This window comes from Staphylococcus sp. HMSC062H10, from assembly GCF_001836945.1.
Classification (GTDB): Bacteria; Bacillota; Bacilli; order Staphylococcales; family Staphylococcaceae; genus Staphylococcus; species Staphylococcus aureus.
Window position 1 is genome coordinate 63,886 of sequence record NZ_KV830988.1, and the last position, 20,397, is coordinate 84,282.

The window sequence follows — 20,397 nt, forward strand, 5'->3', positions numbered from 1 at the left end:
ATAATTGTAATTGGACATAGTTGGAAATTAAACAACGATGCAATATTTATTACATAACTTTTACATATTAAAACACACTTATCTTTCTTCTAACTATTCTTAATTCATATTTCTTTCAATACCTATAGCTCTATTTTCTCACATTTAATACAATTTACAAAGTTGAAACATATACATTAAAACTGTCGTGCCCGGATCTATAACTATCCAAAAATAAAAGCTTCCAGTATAGTTCGTGAATCCGAATCCACTACTCTACTGAAAGCCGCTATATATATATATTAAATTGAATGTCTGATTGTACGCTTAGAATGATTATAAGCTGTTATTGCAAAAATGGCATACATACAAATATATAGTCCCATTACTATAAATATCGGTATTTGATTCGTTGTCCCCATCAATTTCATATATGCTAATGATGTAAAGTATGCATGTGAAAGTGCAATGACTAATGGTAACCCAAAATTAAACGCAATTTTAAATTTTAATCCTTTTGACATATCTTTTTGTGTAAATCCAAGTTTTCTAAGAATACTATAATTTTCTAACTCGTCTTCAGTTTCATCTATTTGTTTAATGTATATGATACAACATACGGCAATTAGGAAACTAATTCCTAAAAATGAGGTTACAAATAACAATATGCCCGTTAAACTCGATATCGAACTTATGGCTTCACTTCTTGTTTCAATAGATTTGTCAACTTTATTTGTTGCTTTTTCCAATGCTAACATATCTTTTTTATGTTTTAAATCAAATCCAAATTGAGAAACAATGTGTTTTGGCTTAGTATACTTTCTTATCTCTTGATAATCTTGATCGTTTAACACAAACGTCGGTCCACCTAAGTCAACATCAGTCATAAAGTAAATTTTATTGATATCTTTACGCAATTTAATATCAACATGGTGTTTTTTCGTTCCTATCACTGCCTTACCATGTTTCTTATGCTTCACTAAATCTTTAATAGCACCTTCCGCCACAAATAAATCAGCCTGACCACGTTTCAAATCCGTATTAGGAATATATTTGTCACTAGTAATTGTTACGTTATATGGTTCTTTTGCTTTTATATCAAATAAGTCATCCTTATAAAGTTTTGTATGAATCACTTCTTTATAATTATAAAAATGAGGAATTTTTTGGTTGTTCAATTCACTTGCTAACTGATTCGCCTTCTGTTGATCTTTAATCGTAACATCATGAGGTGACGTGTACTTAATTTCACTTGATAAAGTTGCTCTACTGATAGCAGCAAAACAAAGTACTGATAAAGTAATAGCTGAAATAATTGCCATAACAGTAAGTGAAAATGCATTTTTCTGAATACGATACATAATAGATGAAGAAAACATGACATCATTTACACTTATTACACCTTTTTTAAACCTTTTAATAATTTTAAATACCAGGGATACTGAACTTTTAAAAAATAAATACGCCCCAATTACTGTCGCAAACAATATAAACATAAGGACGCCAATTGCATCATAGTAATGTACAATGCGTAAAGAGTAGTAATACCCACTGATGATTAAAATAATACCTAGAATTCCTAGTATAACTTCTTCAAATGTAATTTTATTATGATTCATTTGCTTAGCCTGATTATGCTTTGATAGTTCTGAAATAGATTGTTTCAATACTAAGATAAGATTTTGAGCTGCAGTTAGGAAATAAGCAACGCCAATTAATAATAGCGTCTCAAAAACTGCTCTAAAGCTGAAAATAATTGGAACCTTTTCTTTGATACCTAATAAAGTAAACACTATCATTAATAAAATTTTAGAACCAAAGATACCAATCGTAATGCCCAATATAGCTGTTATTGAAAATATTAATAATTGTTCAAACATCAATATATATATAATGTTGAATTTGGATAAACCTAATGTTTGATATAATGCAAGTTCAGAACTACGACGTTTAAGAAATAGTACATTGGCATATAGCAAAAAGGCAACAATGATAAAAAATAGAAAGTAACTACCTACTTGCGATCCTTCTTTAATAATGGGATATGTCTCAGTTATGTTAATGCTATGCGTATATTTTAGTGCTACGAAGCTAAAAAACAAAACTACACTTGTAATTAGCGAAAAAAGATAAATGGCATAATGTGATAAATTTTGGCGGAAATTTTTAAATATAATCTCATTAAAACTCATAATTAATGCCACCTAAAACACTTTGTACACGTATGATTTCTTTAAAGAAAGTATGTTTGTCATCATCACCTTGATATAACTCCGTGAATATTTGCCCATCTTTAAGCATCACTACTCGATTTGCATAGCTAGCTGCAACCGGATCATGTGTCACCATAATAATTGTCGTCTTAATCTCTTCATTCATTTTCATTAATCGCTTTAATAAATCTTGTGTACTTTTCGAATCGAGTGCACCTGTAGGTTCATCGGCAAATATTATAGAAGGCAATGTTATAAATGCTCTGGCAGCTGATGTTCGTTGTCTTTGACCACCAGACAATTCGGATGGATATTTATCACTGATGTCTAATATATTTAATGCTTCTGCCACTTTTTCATAACGATCTAACATTGTGTCCTTATCTAATTTCTGAACCGTTAATGGTAACATGATATTTTCTTTAACAGTTAATGTATGAAGTAAATTATATTCTTGAAAAATAAAACCAATATCATGCTTTCGAATATCAGATAATGCTTTGTTTGATAGCTTTTCAAGTTTGTGTCCTTTTAGTGTGATAGAACCTTGCGAAATATAATCAATTGAACTCAAAACATTTAATAAGGTCGTTTTACCAGATCCTGAAGGTCCCATAATGGCAATAAATTCACCTTCTTCAACAGACATATTGATATCTCGCAGAACTTCTTGTGCCATTTTCTTATTGCCATATATTTTTGTTAATTGTTTTACTTCTAATATTGTCACTTTAACACTCCTATATTTATCTTAACTTCATTTCCTTTATATTCAATTTGGCACGCTTACCTTCAATTTTGTATTTAATTAACATCTATTTGATTATATCGTTGAAGTGGTCATGATGTATCAATTCTAAGTAACAAAACGCATGTTTAAAATGACAGATTTGTCACTTCTGACATGCGCTCAACAATTTCATTTTGTAATGGGAAGATCAATTTAACCGTTGTTCCTTTTCCAATAGTCGAAGTGACTTGTAATTGTATTCCTAATTGATCTTTCACACTATCCACTAAGTATAGACCCATGCCGGATGATGTCGTTTCATTTCTGTTAGCCGTTGACGTAAACCCACGTTCAAATATTCGAGGCATATCTTTTTTACTAATACCTCTTCCGTGATCCTTGATGATTAACGCAACATGTTGATCAATTAATTCCGTTGAAATATCAACATTATAATTCTCACTATATTTCAAAGCATTTGATAAAATCTGTCTAATAATCATACGACACCATTTTATATCCGTGTACACATGATTATCCACTTTAAAATCAATATCGAATCCGATACCTTTAACTTGACTTATATGCCTTGTTAATTGAATTTCATCAATAACCATGTGCTTCAACGAGACATAATCAAAAAACATATCTTTACGTTGCGACTCTAATCTCGTAATATACAATTGCGTATCTAACATTGAGTTAATACGTGACCATTCAAATAATAGCGCTTGTTTTCTTTCTTGATTCTCTTCTTGGTCAATTAACAATTTCATAGCAGTCACTGGTGTTTTGATGTCGTGCACAAATTCTGTGATGGTTTGTTCATGCATGTTTAATTGCAACTGTTGGTCGACCACTTTATCTTTATGCGCTAAAATTTGACGATATAAATAATCAACTGTATGACGTTGAAATGGCGTTTCCGCTAAATCTTTATGCTTAATTTCTTCGATTTCTTTATCTTTTTCAAAATGTCTATATAATTTTACTTCTTTAAAAAAAGTCAATATAAGAAAAATCAGTGTTAAGCTTAAATTTAAAGAAACAATATAAAACAAACTATCGATTGGAAAGTCATAGTCAATAAGACTAATGCCTAACATAAGAATATTTAAAAACAGTATCCAAAATATCCAATTCTTTCTTGATTTCAGAAAATAAACTACCCATTTCAAATTATTCATGTGCCATATATCCTTTTCCTACTTTTGTTTCAACTGCGCTGTCCATCCCTATTTCAGATAGTTTCTTACGTAATCGGTTCACATTAACTGTTAATGTGTTATCACTGACAAATGCTTCATCATCCCATAGCGCAGTAATAATTGTATCTCTAGAAACGATTTGATTTTTTTTAGTAATAAGAATTTCTAATATAATCATTTCTGTTTTGGATAGAAAAATCGTCTGATCACCTTTTTGTATACTATCTTTTGATAGATCAACGACAGCATCTTGCCAAGTCAATGTACGTTTTTCTTCAGCAGTAAATTCATACACTCGGCGATAAATCGCTTGTAATTTAGCAATTAATACATTTGTATAAAAAGGCTTTTGCATATAATCATCTGCGCCAAGTTCCATACTCATCACTTGATCCATTGGATTATCACGAGATGATAAAAATAATATTGGTACGTTGGAAACTTCTCTCATTTTTCTGCACCAATAAAACCCATCATATTTAGGTAATTGAACATCCAATATAACAATTTCAGGATTAAAACTTTCAAATGTATCCATTACTTTGCCGAAATCTTCAATACCAGCAACATTAAAATCCCATTGTTCTAATTCTTTTTTCAATTCTTGAAACAAAGTATTGTCATCTTCTACTAGTAGTATTTGCATCCATATCACCCAATATCATTTAGTATATTTCATATTTTCTCCTGATTTTAATCGACTTTGAAAATCTTTAATCCGGCAGTCAACTTCAAAGCCATGAATCATCATTTTTTGCATTGGTGCTTGTATAAAGTAATAAATCGGCCAAAATAATCGAGGGATATAATCGTATAGATGTATATAAACGACTGCCGACTCTTTGATTAATCTAAATTCTAACTTCCCTTGATTAACTGTATATTTTTTCACTAAACTTCCACTCAATAATATTAAAGTTATTATTCCATCAGCTGTTTCTACTATTTTAAATACTGCGAGTGGTCGCACCTTATTCTTAATATATATCTTAAATTGATCATGTGATTTTTCTGTTTTCACAAAAGTTCCTTTAGTGTAACCCATCCATGCAATAAAATGGTTTACAACGTTCTTTAATGTCCATCCCTTTGGTAAAACTACCTTCATCGTTAATCTAACATCATCATACTTTGAAACTTGTAATTCTACATTAACTAAAGAACGTTTAAAAACTAAATTTGTTGTTTCTACAGTTGTACCATATGCACCTAGGCGTTCAATTGTTTCATTATCATAACGACTCCCAGGTATGTAGATTACTTTTTTTACTTGATTGATAGCCGCTGCTCGACCAAAATTATCTGCTGCGATTAATGTTAAATCTCTTGCTGATGATTGTGTTATTTTGGCAGAATTCTTTGTTGGATCGATAAAGAATACAGCAATATCTATTTGATTCATTGCGGCAACAACCTGTTCGTAATGAAATATATCACACTGAATCCAAGTCATTTCAACATCATCTGTTTTTTTATTGTCTGGATATTTTGATATAGCAAAAAGTTCAGCATCATTTTCAATCACTTCACTTAAATACTTACCAATATACCCTGTTCCACCTGCTAATAAAACTTTAGGTTTCATCTAAAATACTCCTTTAAACTGTAACCAAAAAACATATTACTCTACCTTTTGGTTAAATATATATTATAATAGTAGCAAATGTTTTAAAATTTCAAAATACTGGAGGCTTTTTATGGCCCATATTATACGTAGAGTTAGTATCAAAGATGTAGAAAATTTCATTTCAATGTTAGCGAAAATATACGACGAATCTCCGTATATGTTCTACACACCAGGAGAATATGATCCTAGCGTCACATCGGCTAGTAAACAATTAGAAGAATATATCACTTCTCCACATAAAGTCATCTTTGTTGCTGAAAGTGATGAACAACTCGTTGGCTTTGCCTTTGTTAATACGACACCATTTCAACGCATTAAACATGTTGCTAAAATTGATTTAGGTGTAAAGAAATTATATCAACATCGTGGAATTGGCCAAGCACTTCTTGATGCCATTATGGCTTGGTGTTTAAACAATCAAATACACCGAATTGAAGCAAATGTACCACTCAATAACCAACCTGCCCTCGAGCTTTTTAAAAGTGCCGATTTTCAAATCGAAGGCGTTTTAAAAGATAAGTTATTTATCGATGGTAAATATTATGATGACTATATGATGGCTAAAATTCTTAATTAAAGCTATTTTATCATAATCTTGTATTAGAATCGTATAACAACGAATTTAATGGTTACCTAATACATTACTCATACTTATCAATGTCATCTAATCTTAAATGAATGCGTATACTCTTATTCATTTATCAAATTTAAATTCAAAATAAAACACCACTAATGTGTAATTGATTAACTATCAACTACGATTAGTGGTGCTTTATATATATGTTTTTTAGTTTTCCTTACTATAAAAATCTTCGAGTCTAAAATCTATATCCGGTAATTTTTCATATATTTTATCCTGATACTGATTGTTTTGATTATAAGCTTCTTCAGTAATTAACCTACCTTTACGCTTAATTCCATAATCTTGTACGAATAAATTATTATTTCTATTTATTTTGTAATACGGTACAACATTCGCACTAAATTTTACTCGTTGATGAATAAGTTCCATTGCCAATGCATAGTATTTATTTGTCTCATATAACCATAAATGATCTATTGATACACCTGAAACAAATACATCTTTTAATAATATCCTTACATTCGGCTTAAATGTGCTATGTCTATCTAAATAATTTTTAAACAAAACACGTTGTATACGTCCAGTAACCATAACGCGTTTATTTTTAAATGGTTTTAATGCAGACCTTGTCATTCCCTTTCACAACCTTATTTCAAATCACTTCGTGCTCAATCTATATTTTAATTTTTCTTTTGAATTCTTTACAATTTATAAATTTATTATATCATGTACACACAGTTTTTCGACTATTTAGTTGTAAAAAGTTATTTTCAGTTCCAAAACAAATTGGTAAGCAAAATAAATGTCACATTATAATAGAGTGGGACAGAAATGATAAAGGACTGCTAACTATTTATTATATCTCAGATACTTACACATTAGCCCCACATGTTTTAAATTATTCGTTTTCAATTTGAAGATCTTAAATGTTGCTTAAGTAATAAATTACTACTGTTTATCATTAGTTTAATGGATTTAACGGTAATTCATTACTCGGATTTTCTATTTGTGGTTTCTCTTCAGTTTGAATACCACTAGAAGATGTATTACGACTTAAGAAAAGTAACACTTTTTTGATATTATCTATCGATTCAGGTTTATTAAGGTGAAATTGATACTGATGATGCAAATGATGCGTACCATCATAAAACAAAGTATCTACTGGTACATTCAATTCTTGTAATTTCTTACTGAATTCTATATTTTGACTTTCGAATGGATCACTATCTCCAACAGATAAAAATGTTGGTGGATAATTTTTTGTCGATTGTTTTACTGTCGACATTTGTGAAATATTTTTAAAGCTCTTTTCCCAATCTTCTTCGCCAGTATAACTTTTCATAAATAACTGTATTCTTGGAAACTCAGTTTCTCTAACTGTTTGCATATTATAAAAACCACCAAATAGTATAGCACCTTTAATTTGCGATGGTTTGAATGACTGATCAAATTTCATGGCTTCTCTTAATAGATTGTTTGTCTGTATTGCAGTAAATTGGCTTGCTAATTGAGCACCTGCAGAATCACCGCCAATAATTACTTGATTAAAATCAATAGGTAAATTCATTTTATTTTCTTTAATGAATTGAGTCGCTTGATTCATTTGAATTAATGGTGTGGGATATTTATATTGTGGCGCCAATGCATAATTTACATTCACAACAATGTACCCTTGTTCAGCAATTTTCGCCAATAATGGGTTTTTATACTGCTTATCACCCGCAATATAACCACCACCGTGCATCCAAAAAATAACTGGCAGTTTGGCATTAGAAGACATATCAACAGGTGTAATAATATCTAATTTACTGTTAGGGAAAACTCTATTGTATGTAAGGTTTTGATAAATGCGCACATTTTTATTTTTTATATTAATTTTGTCTTTATTAGCATGTTTCTCATTTGTAATTTGGTCATAATGTTGTTTCAGATGAAATGCTAACAATACACTGATTACAGCTATAAAAAACGCAGTTATCATCGTCCATTTATTATCTTTATTCATTACATCGTACCTCTCTATTTGTTAGACGCTCATATTAATAGACTGAATAAATATAAAAAGCAATTCGCCCGATAAGAGTAGAGACGAATTGCTTTTAAGATTAAAACAAAGTGATTCAATTGTAAAGTTTCGGATATCCATCATATGATATTAAGCAATATGTTTTTTATCCGCATTTTTACGTTTGAAATATTTAATAATTACAGCTACTACAATAAATAAGCCTACATATCCCATAATTGTATATAACTTATTAATTAATTCAGCAAATCCTACGAAACTTAATAAATAACCTGCCACCATCATTATAATAATAAAGATATGATAATTTTTACTGTATGGTTCTGTAAAACGTGCTGCAAATGAATACATTAGTCCTAGAATAGTATTATACATAACCGCCAGCATAATAACAGATAACACGGTTGCTATTAACGGATGAATATTATTGGCTAATGTTAATGTTGGAATTGATGCATTTTTAATTGTAGGATATTCACTTTGTAAAGCAAAGTTGATCAATGCTAGTAATACAGTATAGATAATACCACCATACATCGCGCCTGCACCTGACACTGTACGTTTTTCAGTATCCCCACCGATTGCTACGATGGTACTAAAACCTACAGAAAAAGCTAATCCACCATATATTGTACCAAACCAGATTCCCTTCCAGATACTTGCTTCAGGCACTACTTGGTTAACTTCTGCTAATGAAACATGACCTTTAAATAAATAAACGCCAGCGATTAATACAACTAAAACAATTAAAAATGGTGTAACGACACCAAGGGCACGTACTATTTTATTAAAGTCTAATAGCAATGTTACATAAATTGCTAATGTCATAATTAATGCACCTAGCCATGTAGGTATGTTATAACTTTCTTCAAATGTTGCGCCTGCACCAGCTATCATGGTTACAGCTATACCAAATAAGAAGAAGATTAAAATATAATCAAAGACTTTACTAAACTTTTCACCGAATACGTATTGTAATGTTGATTCATGGTTTGTCGCTTCAAAGGCAGTACCAATTTTTGCTACTTGGCGCCCAATAAAAGCTAAAATAAAACCAGATATAATCACACCTAAATAAGCCCACAAGCCATATTTAGTGAAAAATTGCATAACTTCTTGTCCTGTTGAAAATCCTGCGCCCACTACAATGCCGACGTAGGCAAATCCAATTTTTGTTGCTTCTTTATTCATCATCATGTGAATAATAGACCTCCTTAATTTTGCACAGTGTGCATTATAACGTACTGAAAATTAATTGCAAGTCGCATAGGTTATTTTTCACTTTTTCAAAATTGCTCAATCCATTCACATTATCACGTTCAATGACATTTAAAAAAATTATAAATTCATGCTTTTATAATGCAGTCATACGAACTTTTATATAGGAAAAATGATTAATTATTGTGCTTCTTGAATTTCGTATATTTAGTTGAATTTCGAAGAATACATATCAAAATCTCTCAGTTAACAAGGTTTAAACCATCTATCGCATGTTCTAAATTAAAATGTATAAATTTATAAAATCTTGTATAAAAACCATTTGTGCATACAAGTTTACTTCGATAGTTTTTAAGTATTAAAAAAGGCTGGAACATATGTCCCAACCCAACCAAATGTTAAAACTATTATTAAGCTAATATAATTGAAATGAAATTAACGTGCATTACGTTGGTGTAATTCATTTATATCAACAACAACGTTGTCCATACGTTTGGCAGTGTCTTTTAAGACGTTACGAGCAACATTATTATTAGGATCTAATTTTAAAATTTGCTTGGCGATATCAAAAGCCTTCTTATCTGAAATAACAGGTGTTGGTATCGCATGCAATAATAACATTTGTAACAAACTTTTAACTTCTTTGCCGTCAGTAAGTTTTATGGAAGCGTCTGCATGATAATAAGCAGAATCCAAAGCACCTTCATATTCACTTAGTGGATACACAAGCAATAAAAATGCTAAGTCATGCATTTCAGATGATTCTTCGTACTTAATCATATCTAAAATACATGTATAAAACATCATACTTTCTACTTCATGCGCACTTGAAATATATGCTTCTTCAAATTCCATAAAATCTGTTTCGGACATCAATTGTCGTACTAAATCAAACTCGCCATTCAATACATGTTTTTTTATAAGGTGTTGCATGGCAATGTCCTCCTATTTCTCCAGATTTTATTAAACATTTACATATATACTATCATATTTTTTATAAAGTTTCATTTGAAAAAGGTTTACATTTTTCATTATTAGTAAATTTTAACTAAAATGATTGTTTGATTTCTGCTAATGCATCATCAATTGAACCGCCGATTGACAGCTTTACTGCTGCGATAAAACTGCCTTCAACAATTGGTGCATCAACTTTTAACACACGATGATTACCTTCATACATTTCAATTGCCATATCTACATTCATTTCTGAAGATCCAATATCGTAAAAACACAATGCATCATCCTCTAATTTAGTCAAAACTTCTTGGATGATATCAAATGAAGTTCCAATTGAACCATCTGGTAATCCCCCGATTGGTATAATATCAACGTCACCAGCCATTTGCTTTAACAAAGATTTTGTACCACTTGCAATTTCTTTACTGTGGCTAACAAGTATAATTTTAGGCATTATCTTCATCTCCAATCAAAGCGTTTAAAATATAAACCATACTTTGAGCACCTGGATCTATATAACCTTTTGATTCTTCTCCAAAATATGCAGCTCTACCTTTCGTTGCTACCATATCTTTTGTATTATCTGCTAATTGCTGTAAATCATTAAATGTTAAAGTTTCACCATTTTTAAGCTTCTCTGCTGCTCGTGCTACTACATCATACATTGTCTTTTCATTTAAAGTAACTTTCCCACGTGATTCAACCGCTTCGGCAAATGCTTGAATTAGTGTAATGAAATCTTGATTATCCATATCATCTTTAGTAACTGCAGACATTTTAACAAAGCTAAAGCCATACAGTGGTCCTGATGCACCGCCAACATTTGACATCAATGCCATACCAGTCGATTTGAACAATGATTGCATTGAGCTATCATCAAGTTTGTCTTTAAGACTACTAAACCCACGAACCATGTTAACCCCGTGGTCACCATCACCAATAGCTCGATCTAATTCAGTTAATTCAGATTCATGTTTTTTAAACGTTTCTTCTAAATTTAATAAACGTGCTTTCATATCATTCACTTTCATTTGTGCCACCTCATAAATGTATATTTATTCATATTCACTGCTTATTTAAAGTATTGACTTGTTGTTGGTGCTAAAAATGCTTCCAGATATTCTGGTTTATTAGGCACGATAGTTATAGAAAAACCTTGCATGTCTAAAGATGTCATATAATCACCAACAAACCATTTAGCAACATTAACCGCTCTTGCAGCCAAATTTTGTTGAATATATTTAGTTACGATATTTAATTCAGATAACGGCGTACCACCCATACCATTTACCATTAATATGACATCATTGGCAGTAACTTCTTTATACAATTCGTCTAACAATGTTCCAACTATATGATCAATATCCTTTACTTCTTCTCTATGAATACCTTTTTCACCATGTATACCAATACCGATTTCCATTTTGTCGTCTTCAATATCAAAGCCATATTTTCCAGTAGTTGGAACAAGCGGTGGCTCAATTGCCATACCAATACTTTTAATTTCAGGTAACAACGCTTCTACACGCGATTTAATCTCTGTTAATGAATAACCTTTTTCAGCAAGATAACCGGCAAGCTTATGAACAAACACCGTTCCTGCAACACCACGACGTTGTGCTTCATTTGTCACAGCAATGTCGTCACGAACAATAACTGTTTCAACATTTATACCTTCCATTTCTGCAAGCTCTTGTGCCATTTCAAAATTCATCACGTCACCTGCATAGTTTTTCACAACTAGTAATACACCATCACCAGTATCTACTGCTTTAATAGCTTCTAATATTTTATCTGGTGTAGGTGAAGTAAATACCTCGCCACAAACCGCTGCATCTAGCATACCTTCTGCAACAAAACCGGCATGCGCAGGTTCATGTCCGCTTCCACCTCCAGAGACTATTGCTACACCATGTTCTTTCTTATCTTTTTTTACAATAACTGTATTAGCAATCAGATCTAACTCTGGGTGCGCAATTAACAATCCATCAAGCATATCAGTTAAAAATGTTTCTTTTTTATTGATTAACTTTTTCATCATGTTGTACCTCCTTGGTATTATCAGTCATAGTATAAAACAGAATAAATGAATGCGCTATCATAAAGGGTTAACCTGATACCGTTATCAAATATATTTATGATAAGACAGTCTTGATAACTTAATGGTTCATTATTGAAAATGTAAATAGTCTTGAGTGACTCATTAAATAAAAAATGCTATGAAAAGCCTTATAATAAAGTGCTTTTCATAGCAATAAGTTGTGTCCTTTGACGCTATACGTTTTTCGTTTTGTACATTAAATATAAGAAATACGGTGCACCAATAATTGCTACGACAATACCTGCTGGAACACCACCCGGTTGCAATACAATTTTGCCAATTGTATCAGCTATAACAAGTAAACATGCCCCTACTAAAATGGCAATTGGTAAAAACAACTGGTGACGTGGTCCAACGATACGTTTGGCAATATGCGGGCCCATTAATCCGATAAACGAAATTGAACCTGCTACTGCTACAGCAGCAGATGATAACATCACTGCGATAAAGAATAATATTAAACGTTCTCTGCTTAACCTTACACCTAGACCTCGTGCAATATTATCACCCGTATGAATAATATTTAGTGTATTCGATTTAAATAGTAAGTAAGGAATAATAATCAACACCCACGGTAAAAATGCAATGACAAATGGCCATTCGTCACCCCAAATATTACCTGCAAACCAAGCAGCGATGAAATCAGATTGCTTATCATCAAATTTTGACATAATTGTAATTGAGCCACCATATAATGCTGTTTGTAAACCTACACCTATTAATACCATACTCGCAGGTGTAACACCTTCATTTTTATTAAAACTGAAAATAAAAATAATCAATGCAGCGGTGATACCACCTAGTATACTTATTAACGGCAGTACATAAACAAAGTTGTCAGCATTAATTTTACCAACTGAAATAAATAATGCGATTGCAAATCCGCCGCCTGCGTTAATACCTAATATACCTGGTTCAGCTATTGGATTTTTCGTGACACTTTGCACTATTGCACCACTAATACTAAGCGCTGCGCCAGCCAAAATAGTAATCATCATCCGAGGTAACCTGAAATCTAATAAGATTAACTCATCAATGGCATCACCTTGTCCAATTAAAGTTTTGAAAAATCTTTCTACAGGTATGTTGTATTCACCTGAGGTAATACTCCAAGTACAACCTAGAAATAGTAGAATGCTAAAAACAGCCAGTGCTATCAATTGTCTGCGTTTATTATTTGAACTAATCATATTGAGCGTCCTCCTTTTTTAACTAAATATAAAAAGTAAGGAACACCGATAAATGAAATGATTGCGCCAACAGGCGCTTCTCCTAAATATCGTGCTATCACATCGGCAACAAGCACGAGTATCCCACCTAACAAGGCTGTTAATGGTAGAATTTTAGCATAATCAGTTCCAATTAAAAATCTTGCTATATGAGGTACCATCAAACCTACAAATGCAACTTGTCCAGCGATAGCAACTGCTATACCTGCTAGAATCATAGCAATAATTAAACATATGCCTCTGATCATTGTTACATTTTGACCTAAACCTTTAGCTAATGATTCACCAAGATTTAAAATGGTAAGTTGTTTACTAATTGTTAATATAATGAATAACGCAATACCAATTAATGGAATTGCCCACTTAAGGTGTGACCAGGTTGTGCCTGAAACGCCTCCAGCAGTCCAAAATGTTACTGTTTGATTTAGTCTAAAAGCTAATGCAATACCTTGACTTAGCGCTGTTAACATAGCACTTACTGCTGCACCCGCTAAAATAATACGCATCGGATTAAATCCATCACGCCTAGATCGGCCTATCATTAATACAATAGCACCTCCTAGAATAGCACCTAAAAATCCAGCAAACATCAATATTAAAAATGAAGTGTTTGGTAAAACTGCATATGTTAATGCTAAAGCAAATGAAGCACCTGAATTTAAACCTATGAGCGCCGGATCAGCAAGACCATTACGAGTGACACCTTGTATAATCGCACCAGAAACTGCAAGCGCCATACCCACAATTACTGCTGCTATATTTCTCGGAATCCTAATCTCATTGATGATGTTTTGCTGTTGATTGCTAGGATTATAATTAAAAATAGCCTCTATAATTGTAGAGGCTTGAATTTTGGCGTCACCTATTAATGTAGAAATAAATAGTGTGATTAGTAGTATCATACTTAAACCTATAATATAGGATAAAAACTTCAATGGCGTTGGATTCTCTCTATTTGTCATGTTAATTGTCCTTTTTATCATATTAACTTACTTAATTAAGAATAAGCCCTGCGACATAAGTCATAAGTTACCAGTAAAGGTTTTCCAGTTTTAGGATCTTTACTTAAAACAACATCAATATTAAAAACTTTTTCTAATATTTCCTGTGTTAATACGTCTTCTGTTGAACCTGTAGCGATGATATCGCCTTCTTTCATCGCAATAAGATGATCTGAGAAACGAATCGCTTGGTTGATATCATGAAGAACCATGACAATTGTACAACCTTGTTCCTGATTTAGCTTCTGAACTAATTCTAGTATTTCTAATTGATGACAGATATCTAAATATGTGGTTGGTTCGTCTAAAAAGATAATATCAGCTCTTTGTGCTAATGCCATTGCAATCCAAACACGTTGTCTTTGACCACCACTTAAATCATTGATTGAACGGTGTCGGAATGTATCAGTTCCTGTAACTTCCATTGCCCAATCAATTTCTTTCTTATCCTCAGCAGTTAATCTACCAAATCCTTTTTGATGTGGAAAACGACCATATGAAACTAATTCTCCAACAGTTAAGCCATCTGCTACTTCAGGTGATTGAGGTAAAATAGCTATTTTTTTTGCAATCTCTTTTGTAGATTGTGTATGAATATTTTCACCATCTAAAAATACTTCGCCTTCTTTAACTGCCAATAAACGTGACAATGCCTTTAGCAAAGTAGATTTCCCGCAGCCGTTAGGACCAATGATTGACGTCACTTTGCCATCTGGTATTTCAACATCTAATTTATTTATAATCGTGTTATCCCCGTAACCAATTTTAACTTGTTGTCCATGCAAACGATTCATAATTTCCCTACTTTCAATAAAATTCTTTCTGTTTATAAAAAATAATTTCTATTTTTAAATTATCAATTTTCAAAGGCATCCCAATTGATAATGATTATCATGAACATCATTATAACATTTTTCAATCTTATTGACTAACATTACTTTTTAAATTGGATAGTTCGATTTGTCATGTCTTGTATATTACTTTTATAAAATAAAAAACGTCCACAGATAAGTCTTCATAATTCAAAAACTTGTCCGTGGACTTCTATTTAAGTATGTGTGTGCTCTTACCATTTATTTATTCATCTGCAAGAAAACCATTACCATAGACATCTCTTACATCATGAATTACGAGGAATGCATCTTTATCGATTTGTTTAATTAATCGCTTTGCTTTTGAAACTTGTGTTTTAGAAATAACAACGTATAAGACATCTTTTTCTTCACGTGTATAATAGCCATGTCCGTTTAAAATGGTTAAACCTCTTCCAATTTGCTCGTCTATTGCTTTGGCAAGTTTGTCGGGATTAGTTGAGATAATCGTCATAGCTTTTTTAGTGTTTAAACCTTCTATGACATATTCCATCACTTTTGTTCCTATATAAAGTGATATTACTGTTACTAAAACTTTATCAAGTGGAATAACTGTAAGTGAAATTGCAACAACGATCATATCGAAGAAAAGCAAAGCATATGGCGTGCTTACATCGAGGTATTTCGTTGCAATTCTCGCTAAAATTGTTGTACCTGCTGTTGTACCGCCTGCAAGAATAATTACTCCGATTCCTAGTCCAACGCTTACACCACCAAAAATGGCATTCACAATGCTGTTTCCAGTTTCTACTTGCCATGATTCTGTTAAACTCAAAAATATTGAAATAAGAATTGTTACAAGAATAGTTAAGTACATACTTCTCTTACTCAAAAATTTATAACCTATGACAATCAATACTGCGTTGACCAAGAAGTTAGTGATGGCTGGTGAAATATGAAACGCATAATATAAAATAATTGCTAAACCTGTAACCCCGCCTTCACCTAAGTTACCAGAAATAATAAATGCATTTACACCTGCAGCAAAGATAAATGAACCTAAGACAACTAGTATTAAATCTTTAACCGTTTTATTCACGAAACCATCCCCTTTATATATTTATTAGACTATAAAAATAGTAGCACAACAAAAATACTGTCACAACTCTATGGAAATAGTCCTAACAAAGATTTACTATTTAACTAATTTATATGAAGAATAGCTTTCCCTAATAAATATCACTCACAATATAATAATTAAAAATATTCTGAATTTTTAATTTACTTTCATTTCATTGTCTGCTATAATGTTTTTAACTTCTTCAATAGAGAAGTTATCTCCTTTGTGTTGTTTATAATAACAAAACAAATTTTGCTCGAAGTACTATGACTGTACCTAGTCCTTACTGTCATATGTACAATAATATTCATTTCCCATAAAAGCCAAGTGTATTACCATGTGCACTTGGTTTTTATATTGCATCAATTTCGGTAACTTTAAAAATATTTAAATATCTTTATATCAATAATAAAAAAGTCCAAGCATCTCACCTATATCAATAGACGACATGCCTGGACATCTTTTTTAGTTAAAATGTATTATCGTAGTCACTCTTCGACATATTACCATGCAAATAAACCAACGAAAGCTGCTGTTAATAATGAAACTAGGATACCTGATAATAGCATCATAGGCACATATTTAGATACAAAGTCTGATGTCTTTTTATCAACAATTCCTTTCAATGTACCGATAATCATACCAATCGTTGAGAAGTTTGCAAATGAAATTAAGAATGTTGTAATAACCGCACGATGGTGTGGTGTATAAGATGCGATATCTTTAGAAATTTCACCCATAACAACAAATTCGTTTGTAACAATTTTCTTAGCCATTTGTTGTGCTACCAACCACGCTTCATCATAAGGTAAACCGAGTAATAGCGCAAACGGATACATAAACACACCTAAAATTTGGTTTAAACCGAAACTACCTTTTATGCCCATCCATCCTGCTATCAATCCTGTAATCAAATTGATAAAACGATCAAATAGATCAGCTAATGCTACAAAACTAATAACAAATGCGATGATGATTAATACTAATTTACCTGCTGCTAATACAGAATCTCCAAGGAATGAGAAGAATGGTTGACGTTCAACTTCATTGTTTTTAAGACTGTAAATAATATCTTCTTTCTCTTCAACACTTACTGGATTCAACAAGCATGACACAATAATCGCGTTAACGATATTTAGTGGAATTGCCGTTAGTACCAGTTCTCCTGGTACCATTTGTACATACGCACCTACAATAGCTCCCGATACAGAGCTCATTGACATCATTGCGATTGTTAATACACGCATTTCATTCATACGTTTTAGTTGCTCACTTGATACGGCTAATGCTTCAGTATTTCCTAAAAACATCATTTCTATCCCAAAGAATGACTCGAATTTAGGTTGTCTTGTTACTTTAGCTAGTAACCAACCAATACCTCCAATAATTTTCGGTAAAATATTAAAGTACATTAAGATATCAAATAATGGCACTATTAATAAAATTGGGAATAAGGCTGCAACAGCCATATCCATCATTTTAACATTTGTCAAACTTGCAAATGCAAAACCTGTACCAGCATGCGCTGACTGAACTACCCAAGCGATACCATTGGCTGCTCCTCTTACTGCTTTTTGACCCCAATCAAAATAAATAAAGAACCATGCTAAAAACAGGTTTAAAACAACTAAGATCCCAATTGATTGCCATTGGATATTTTTGCGATCTCTTGAAAATAATACCGCAATACCAAGAAATACAATTAGACCAATAATGTTGATTAATAAAAACATTTGGCACCCACCTATGATTTAATTTTTTAAAAATTTAGAAACATTGAAATATCAAACTTCTGTACCGTGGACTCTAAAATCAGTTAAATTGCTATGTAAAATATGAAGAATTATGACTCGTGGCTACAGTATTTAATATATGTATGTTTGCTTATAACTTGTATTATACCATGAGCATTTTTTTCTTAAAATATCGATTTCATTAATTTAAGAATTATTATGTCGTAACTTCTCACATGATTTAAAATAGACAAAAGCTTGAAGCATTTTATTAACATCTATATCCATCAATGTGCCACACTTAAATTTTCTCGATGGTATATCTGTATTTGCTCCAAGCTTACTTATATATATAAAATTAATCTGTTAATTTTTGAGACACTACAAAGTTTTTATACTTCGCATGTGATGCCATCAGTTCTGAATGCGTACCTTTACCTGTTACCTGTCCTTTGTCTAAGAATATAATTTGACCGGCTTTTTTAATTGTAGACAAACGATGCGCAATGACAATCGTTGTTCTACCTTCCATCAATGTTTCTAAAGCTTCTTGAATTTTCAATTCACTTTCACTATCGAGATTAGCTGTTGCTTCATCAAGTAACAAAATATCAGGATTTTTAACAAAACTTCTAGCAATATCAATACGTTGACGTTGACCGCCAGACAGTTTCAATCCTCGTTCACCTACAAGCGTGTCATACCCTTCATCAAATTGCATGATAAAATCATGACAGTTCGCTAATTTAGCATAATTAATAAGTTCTTCATCTGAAACATGACGATTAATTCCGTATAAAATATTGTCTCTAATTGTACCACTCATCATCGAATTTGATTGCATAACATATCCAATTTTGCGTCGCCACTTAGATAACGGGATATCATAGACACTTTCAAGGCCATATTTAATATCACCTGACTCAATTTCATACATACGTTCTATCAGATTAAATATCGTACTTTTACCAGATCCAGAAGGACCTACAAAAGCACTCACTTGACCTTGTGGGATTTGGAACGACACATCATCTAATATTTTCTTCACATCATATTTAAAGTCTACATGTTCAAATGACAACACACCGTCATCAATTAATACATTTTCAGAATCTTCAAGAGCTTCTGTCGGTTCAATAGGTTCTTGCATGATTTCGTATATTCTACTACTTGCACCGACTGCCTTTTTATAATCTGTAACTAACGTTGAAAGATTGATTAAAGGCATCGATAATTGAATAACATAAAATATCATTGCAATTAATGTACCTGCAGTGATTGCACCAGTCGCAATTTCTAATGCACCAAAACCTAAAATAATTGCAATTGTTAGCAACATAACAATACCTGAAATTGGTTGTACAACTGCCGCAATTTTAGCCTGTTTTAAACCTAATTTATATATTTCATTCAAATTTTTATGTGCATTATCTAATTCAAGTCGCTCTGTATTTGATATTTTAACAAGACGCATTTCAGTTAGGACACGCCCTAACAAACCACTAAAGTTTGCAATTTCAGATTGTGTACTTGTCGATATCTTTTGCATAATACGTCCTAGAGGAATCATAATTAAAACAAATATCGGTATCGTTATAAATGTTAATAATGTCATTTTCCAATCTAAAATAAATAACATGATTAGTGACCCAACTAATGTAACGATTGATGGTAATAAGTTAGGTAGCTTTTGTGAAATAAATTCATTTATCACTTTCGTATCGTCAGTTAATCGACTCATTAATTGACCACTTTCATTTTTATCAAAGAATGGCATTTTTAATTGTATGATATGCTCCCATAAAACTGAGCGTATCGCATAAATAATTTTTTCACCAATTTTACTTAATAAATATAAAC

Annotated in this window: 20 protein-coding genes; 1 reads left to right on the forward strand and 19 read right to left on the reverse strand. The window is 31.8% G+C overall.

The features are described from left to right. Positions 1-281 precede the first annotated feature (281 nt). From HMPREF2658_RS09705 to graX, 5 genes are all read right to left on the reverse strand, one after another. Complete coding sequence (locus HMPREF2658_RS09705) at positions 282-2,171, reverse strand: FtsX-like permease family protein (protein WP_000009403.1); 1,890 nt, start codon at positions 2,169-2,171, stop codon at positions 282-284. Next, the gene (vraF, locus tag HMPREF2658_RS09710; protein ID WP_000153733.1) at positions 2,161-2,922 is read right to left on the reverse strand and encodes an ABC transporter ATP-binding protein VraF; all 762 of its coding nucleotides are present in this window, start codon (positions 2,920-2,922) and stop codon (positions 2,161-2,163) included. The genes HMPREF2658_RS09705 and vraF overlap by 11 nt, the downstream gene beginning before the upstream one ends. A gap of 146 nt (positions 2,923-3,068) precedes the next feature. After that, the gene (gene graS / locus HMPREF2658_RS09715) at positions 3,069-4,109 is read right to left on the reverse strand and encodes a histidine kinase GraS/ApsS (protein ID WP_070854375.1); all 1,041 of its coding nucleotides are present in this window, start codon (positions 4,107-4,109) and stop codon (positions 3,069-3,071) included. Beyond that, the gene (gene graR, locus HMPREF2658_RS09720; protein WP_001166504.1) at positions 4,102-4,776 is read right to left on the reverse strand and encodes a response regulator transcription factor GraR/ApsR; all 675 of its coding nucleotides are present in this window, start codon (positions 4,774-4,776) and stop codon (positions 4,102-4,104) included. Before graR ends, graS begins: the two co-directional genes overlap by 8 nt. A 15-nt stretch (positions 4,777-4,791) precedes the next feature. Further along, positions 4,792-5,715 (reverse strand): auxiliary protein GraX/ApsX, encoded by a 924-nt coding sequence (gene graX, locus HMPREF2658_RS09725; RefSeq protein ID WP_070854376.1) that lies wholly within the window; start codon positions 5,713-5,715, stop codon positions 4,792-4,794. Between the two features lie 112 nt (positions 5,716-5,827). Here graX and HMPREF2658_RS09730 point away from each other — a divergent pair, with 112 nt between their 5' ends. Further along, positions 5,828-6,334 (forward strand): GNAT family N-acetyltransferase, encoded by a 507-nt coding sequence (locus HMPREF2658_RS09730; protein WP_000940129.1) that lies wholly within the window; start codon positions 5,828-5,830, stop codon positions 6,332-6,334. A 210-nt stretch (positions 6,335-6,544) separates the two neighbouring features. Here the strand turns inward: HMPREF2658_RS09730 and HMPREF2658_RS09735 are convergent, their stop codons facing one another. The 14 genes from HMPREF2658_RS09735 to HMPREF2658_RS09805 form a co-directional block, all read right to left on the reverse strand. Then, positions 6,545-6,973 carry a hypothetical protein gene (locus HMPREF2658_RS09735; RefSeq protein ID WP_000198504.1) on the reverse strand — a complete coding sequence of 143 codons (429 nt, stop codon included), beginning with the start codon at positions 6,971-6,973 and terminating at the stop codon, positions 6,545-6,547. Between the two features lie 328 nt (positions 6,974-7,301). Further along, the gene (locus tag HMPREF2658_RS09745) at positions 7,302-8,345 is read right to left on the reverse strand and encodes an alpha/beta hydrolase (RefSeq protein WP_001030756.1); all 1,044 of its coding nucleotides are present in this window, start codon (positions 8,343-8,345) and stop codon (positions 7,302-7,304) included. A gap of 150 nt (positions 8,346-8,495) precedes the next feature. Beyond that, complete coding sequence (locus HMPREF2658_RS09750; RefSeq protein WP_000980142.1) at positions 8,496-9,563, reverse strand: YkvI family membrane protein; 1,068 nt, start codon at positions 9,561-9,563, stop codon at positions 8,496-8,498. Positions 9,564-10,019: 456 nt separating this feature from the next. Beyond that, positions 10,020-10,517: a hypothetical protein gene (locus HMPREF2658_RS09755; RefSeq protein WP_001164085.1), complete on the reverse strand. Its 498-nt coding sequence runs from the start codon at positions 10,515-10,517 to the stop codon at positions 10,020-10,022. A gap of 115 nt (positions 10,518-10,632) precedes the next feature. Continuing rightward, positions 10,633-10,995, reverse strand: a complete 363-nt coding sequence (dhaM, locus tag HMPREF2658_RS09760; protein WP_001124171.1) for a dihydroxyacetone kinase phosphoryl donor subunit DhaM — start codon at positions 10,993-10,995, stop codon at positions 10,633-10,635. After that, the gene (dhaL, locus tag HMPREF2658_RS09765) at positions 10,988-11,572 is read right to left on the reverse strand and encodes a dihydroxyacetone kinase subunit DhaL (protein ID WP_000867203.1); all 585 of its coding nucleotides are present in this window, start codon (positions 11,570-11,572) and stop codon (positions 10,988-10,990) included. The genes dhaM and dhaL overlap by 8 nt, the downstream gene beginning before the upstream one ends. A 41-nt stretch (positions 11,573-11,613) precedes the next feature. Next, the gene (gene dhaK, locus HMPREF2658_RS09770) at positions 11,614-12,582 is read right to left on the reverse strand and encodes a dihydroxyacetone kinase subunit DhaK (protein ID WP_000976256.1); all 969 of its coding nucleotides are present in this window, start codon (positions 12,580-12,582) and stop codon (positions 11,614-11,616) included. Positions 12,583-12,815: 233 nt separating this feature from the next. Further along, a complete protein-coding gene (locus HMPREF2658_RS09775; protein WP_000625881.1) occupies positions 12,816-13,832 on the reverse strand; it encodes a FecCD family ABC transporter permease in 1,017 nt (338 codons plus the stop codon). Continuing rightward, complete coding sequence (locus HMPREF2658_RS09780; protein WP_000184741.1) at positions 13,829-14,833, reverse strand: FecCD family ABC transporter permease; 1,005 nt, start codon at positions 14,831-14,833, stop codon at positions 13,829-13,831. The genes HMPREF2658_RS09775 and HMPREF2658_RS09780 overlap by 4 nt, the downstream gene beginning before the upstream one ends. Before the next feature lie 35 nt (positions 14,834-14,868). Beyond that, a complete protein-coding gene (locus HMPREF2658_RS09785) occupies positions 14,869-15,666 on the reverse strand; it encodes an ABC transporter ATP-binding protein (protein WP_070854378.1) in 798 nt (265 codons plus the stop codon). A 283-nt stretch (positions 15,667-15,949) separates the two neighbouring features. After that, positions 15,950-16,783, reverse strand: a complete 834-nt coding sequence (locus HMPREF2658_RS09790; RefSeq protein WP_001044668.1) for a YitT family protein — start codon at positions 16,781-16,783, stop codon at positions 15,950-15,952. Between the two features lie 177 nt (positions 16,784-16,960). Next, positions 16,961-17,053 (reverse strand): hypothetical protein, encoded by a 93-nt coding sequence (locus tag HMPREF2658_RS09795; RefSeq protein WP_001788321.1) that lies wholly within the window; start codon positions 17,051-17,053, stop codon positions 16,961-16,963. A gap of 254 nt (positions 17,054-17,307) precedes the next feature. Continuing rightward, a complete protein-coding gene (locus HMPREF2658_RS09800) occupies positions 17,308-18,537 on the reverse strand; it encodes a NupC/NupG family nucleoside CNT transporter (RefSeq protein ID WP_000479280.1) in 1,230 nt (409 codons plus the stop codon). Between the two features lie 358 nt (positions 18,538-18,895). Then, the coding region (locus HMPREF2658_RS09805) for an ABC transporter ATP-binding protein (protein ID WP_070854380.1) at positions 18,896-20,397 on the reverse strand (1,502 nt) is incomplete at its 5' end.

Excerpts from the sequence above, each read along its gene's own strand:
- HMPREF2658_RS09750 (WP_000980142.1), bottom strand. The coding sequence starts at position 9,563 with ATGATGATGAATAAAGAAGCAACAAAAATTGGATTTGCCTACGTCGGC.
- HMPREF2658_RS09705 (WP_000009403.1), bottom strand. The coding sequence starts at position 2,171 with ATGAGTTTTAATGAGATTATATTTAAAAATTTCCGCCAAAATTTATCA.
- dhaM (WP_001124171.1), bottom strand. The coding sequence starts at position 10,995 with ATGCCTAAAATTATACTTGTTAGCCACAGTAAAGAAATTGCAAGTGGT.
- HMPREF2658_RS09780 (WP_000184741.1), bottom strand. The coding sequence starts at position 14,833 with ATGACAAATAGAGAGAATCCAACGCCATTGAAGTTTTTATCCTATATT.
- HMPREF2658_RS09800 (WP_000479280.1), bottom strand. The coding sequence starts at position 18,537 with ATGTTTTTATTAATCAACATTATTGGTCTAATTGTATTTCTTGGTATT.
- HMPREF2658_RS09735 (WP_000198504.1), bottom strand. The coding sequence starts at position 6,973 with ATGACAAGGTCTGCATTAAAACCATTTAAAAATAAACGCGTTATGGTT.
- HMPREF2658_RS09775 (WP_000625881.1), bottom strand. The coding sequence starts at position 13,832 with ATGATTAGTTCAAATAATAAACGCAGACAATTGATAGCACTGGCTGTT.
- HMPREF2658_RS09785 (WP_070854378.1), bottom strand. The coding sequence starts at position 15,666 with ATGAATCGTTTGCATGGACAACAAGTTAAAATTGGTTACGGGGATAAC.
- dhaK (WP_000976256.1), bottom strand. The coding sequence starts at position 12,582 with ATGATGAAAAAGTTAATCAATAAAAAAGAAACATTTTTAACTGATATG.
- graR (WP_001166504.1), bottom strand. The coding sequence starts at position 4,776 with ATGCAAATACTACTAGTAGAAGATGACAATACTTTGTTTCAAGAATTG.
- HMPREF2658_RS09755 (WP_001164085.1), bottom strand. The coding sequence starts at position 10,517 with ATGCAACACCTTATAAAAAAACATGTATTGAATGGCGAGTTTGATTTA.
- HMPREF2658_RS09745 (WP_001030756.1), bottom strand. The coding sequence starts at position 8,345 with ATGAATAAAGATAATAAATGGACGATGATAACTGCGTTTTTTATAGCT.
- graX (WP_070854376.1), bottom strand. The coding sequence starts at position 5,715 with ATGAAACCTAAAGTTTTATTAGCAGGTGGAACAGGGTATATTGGTAAG.
- HMPREF2658_RS09730 (WP_000940129.1), top strand. The coding sequence starts at position 5,828 with ATGGCCCATATTATACGTAGAGTTAGTATCAAAGATGTAGAAAATTTC.
- dhaL (WP_000867203.1), bottom strand. The coding sequence starts at position 11,572 with ATGAAAGTGAATGATATGAAAGCACGTTTATTAAATTTAGAAGAAACG.
- graS (WP_070854375.1), bottom strand. The coding sequence starts at position 4,109 with ATGAATAATTTGAAATGGGTAGTTTATTTTCTGAAATCAAGAAAGAAT.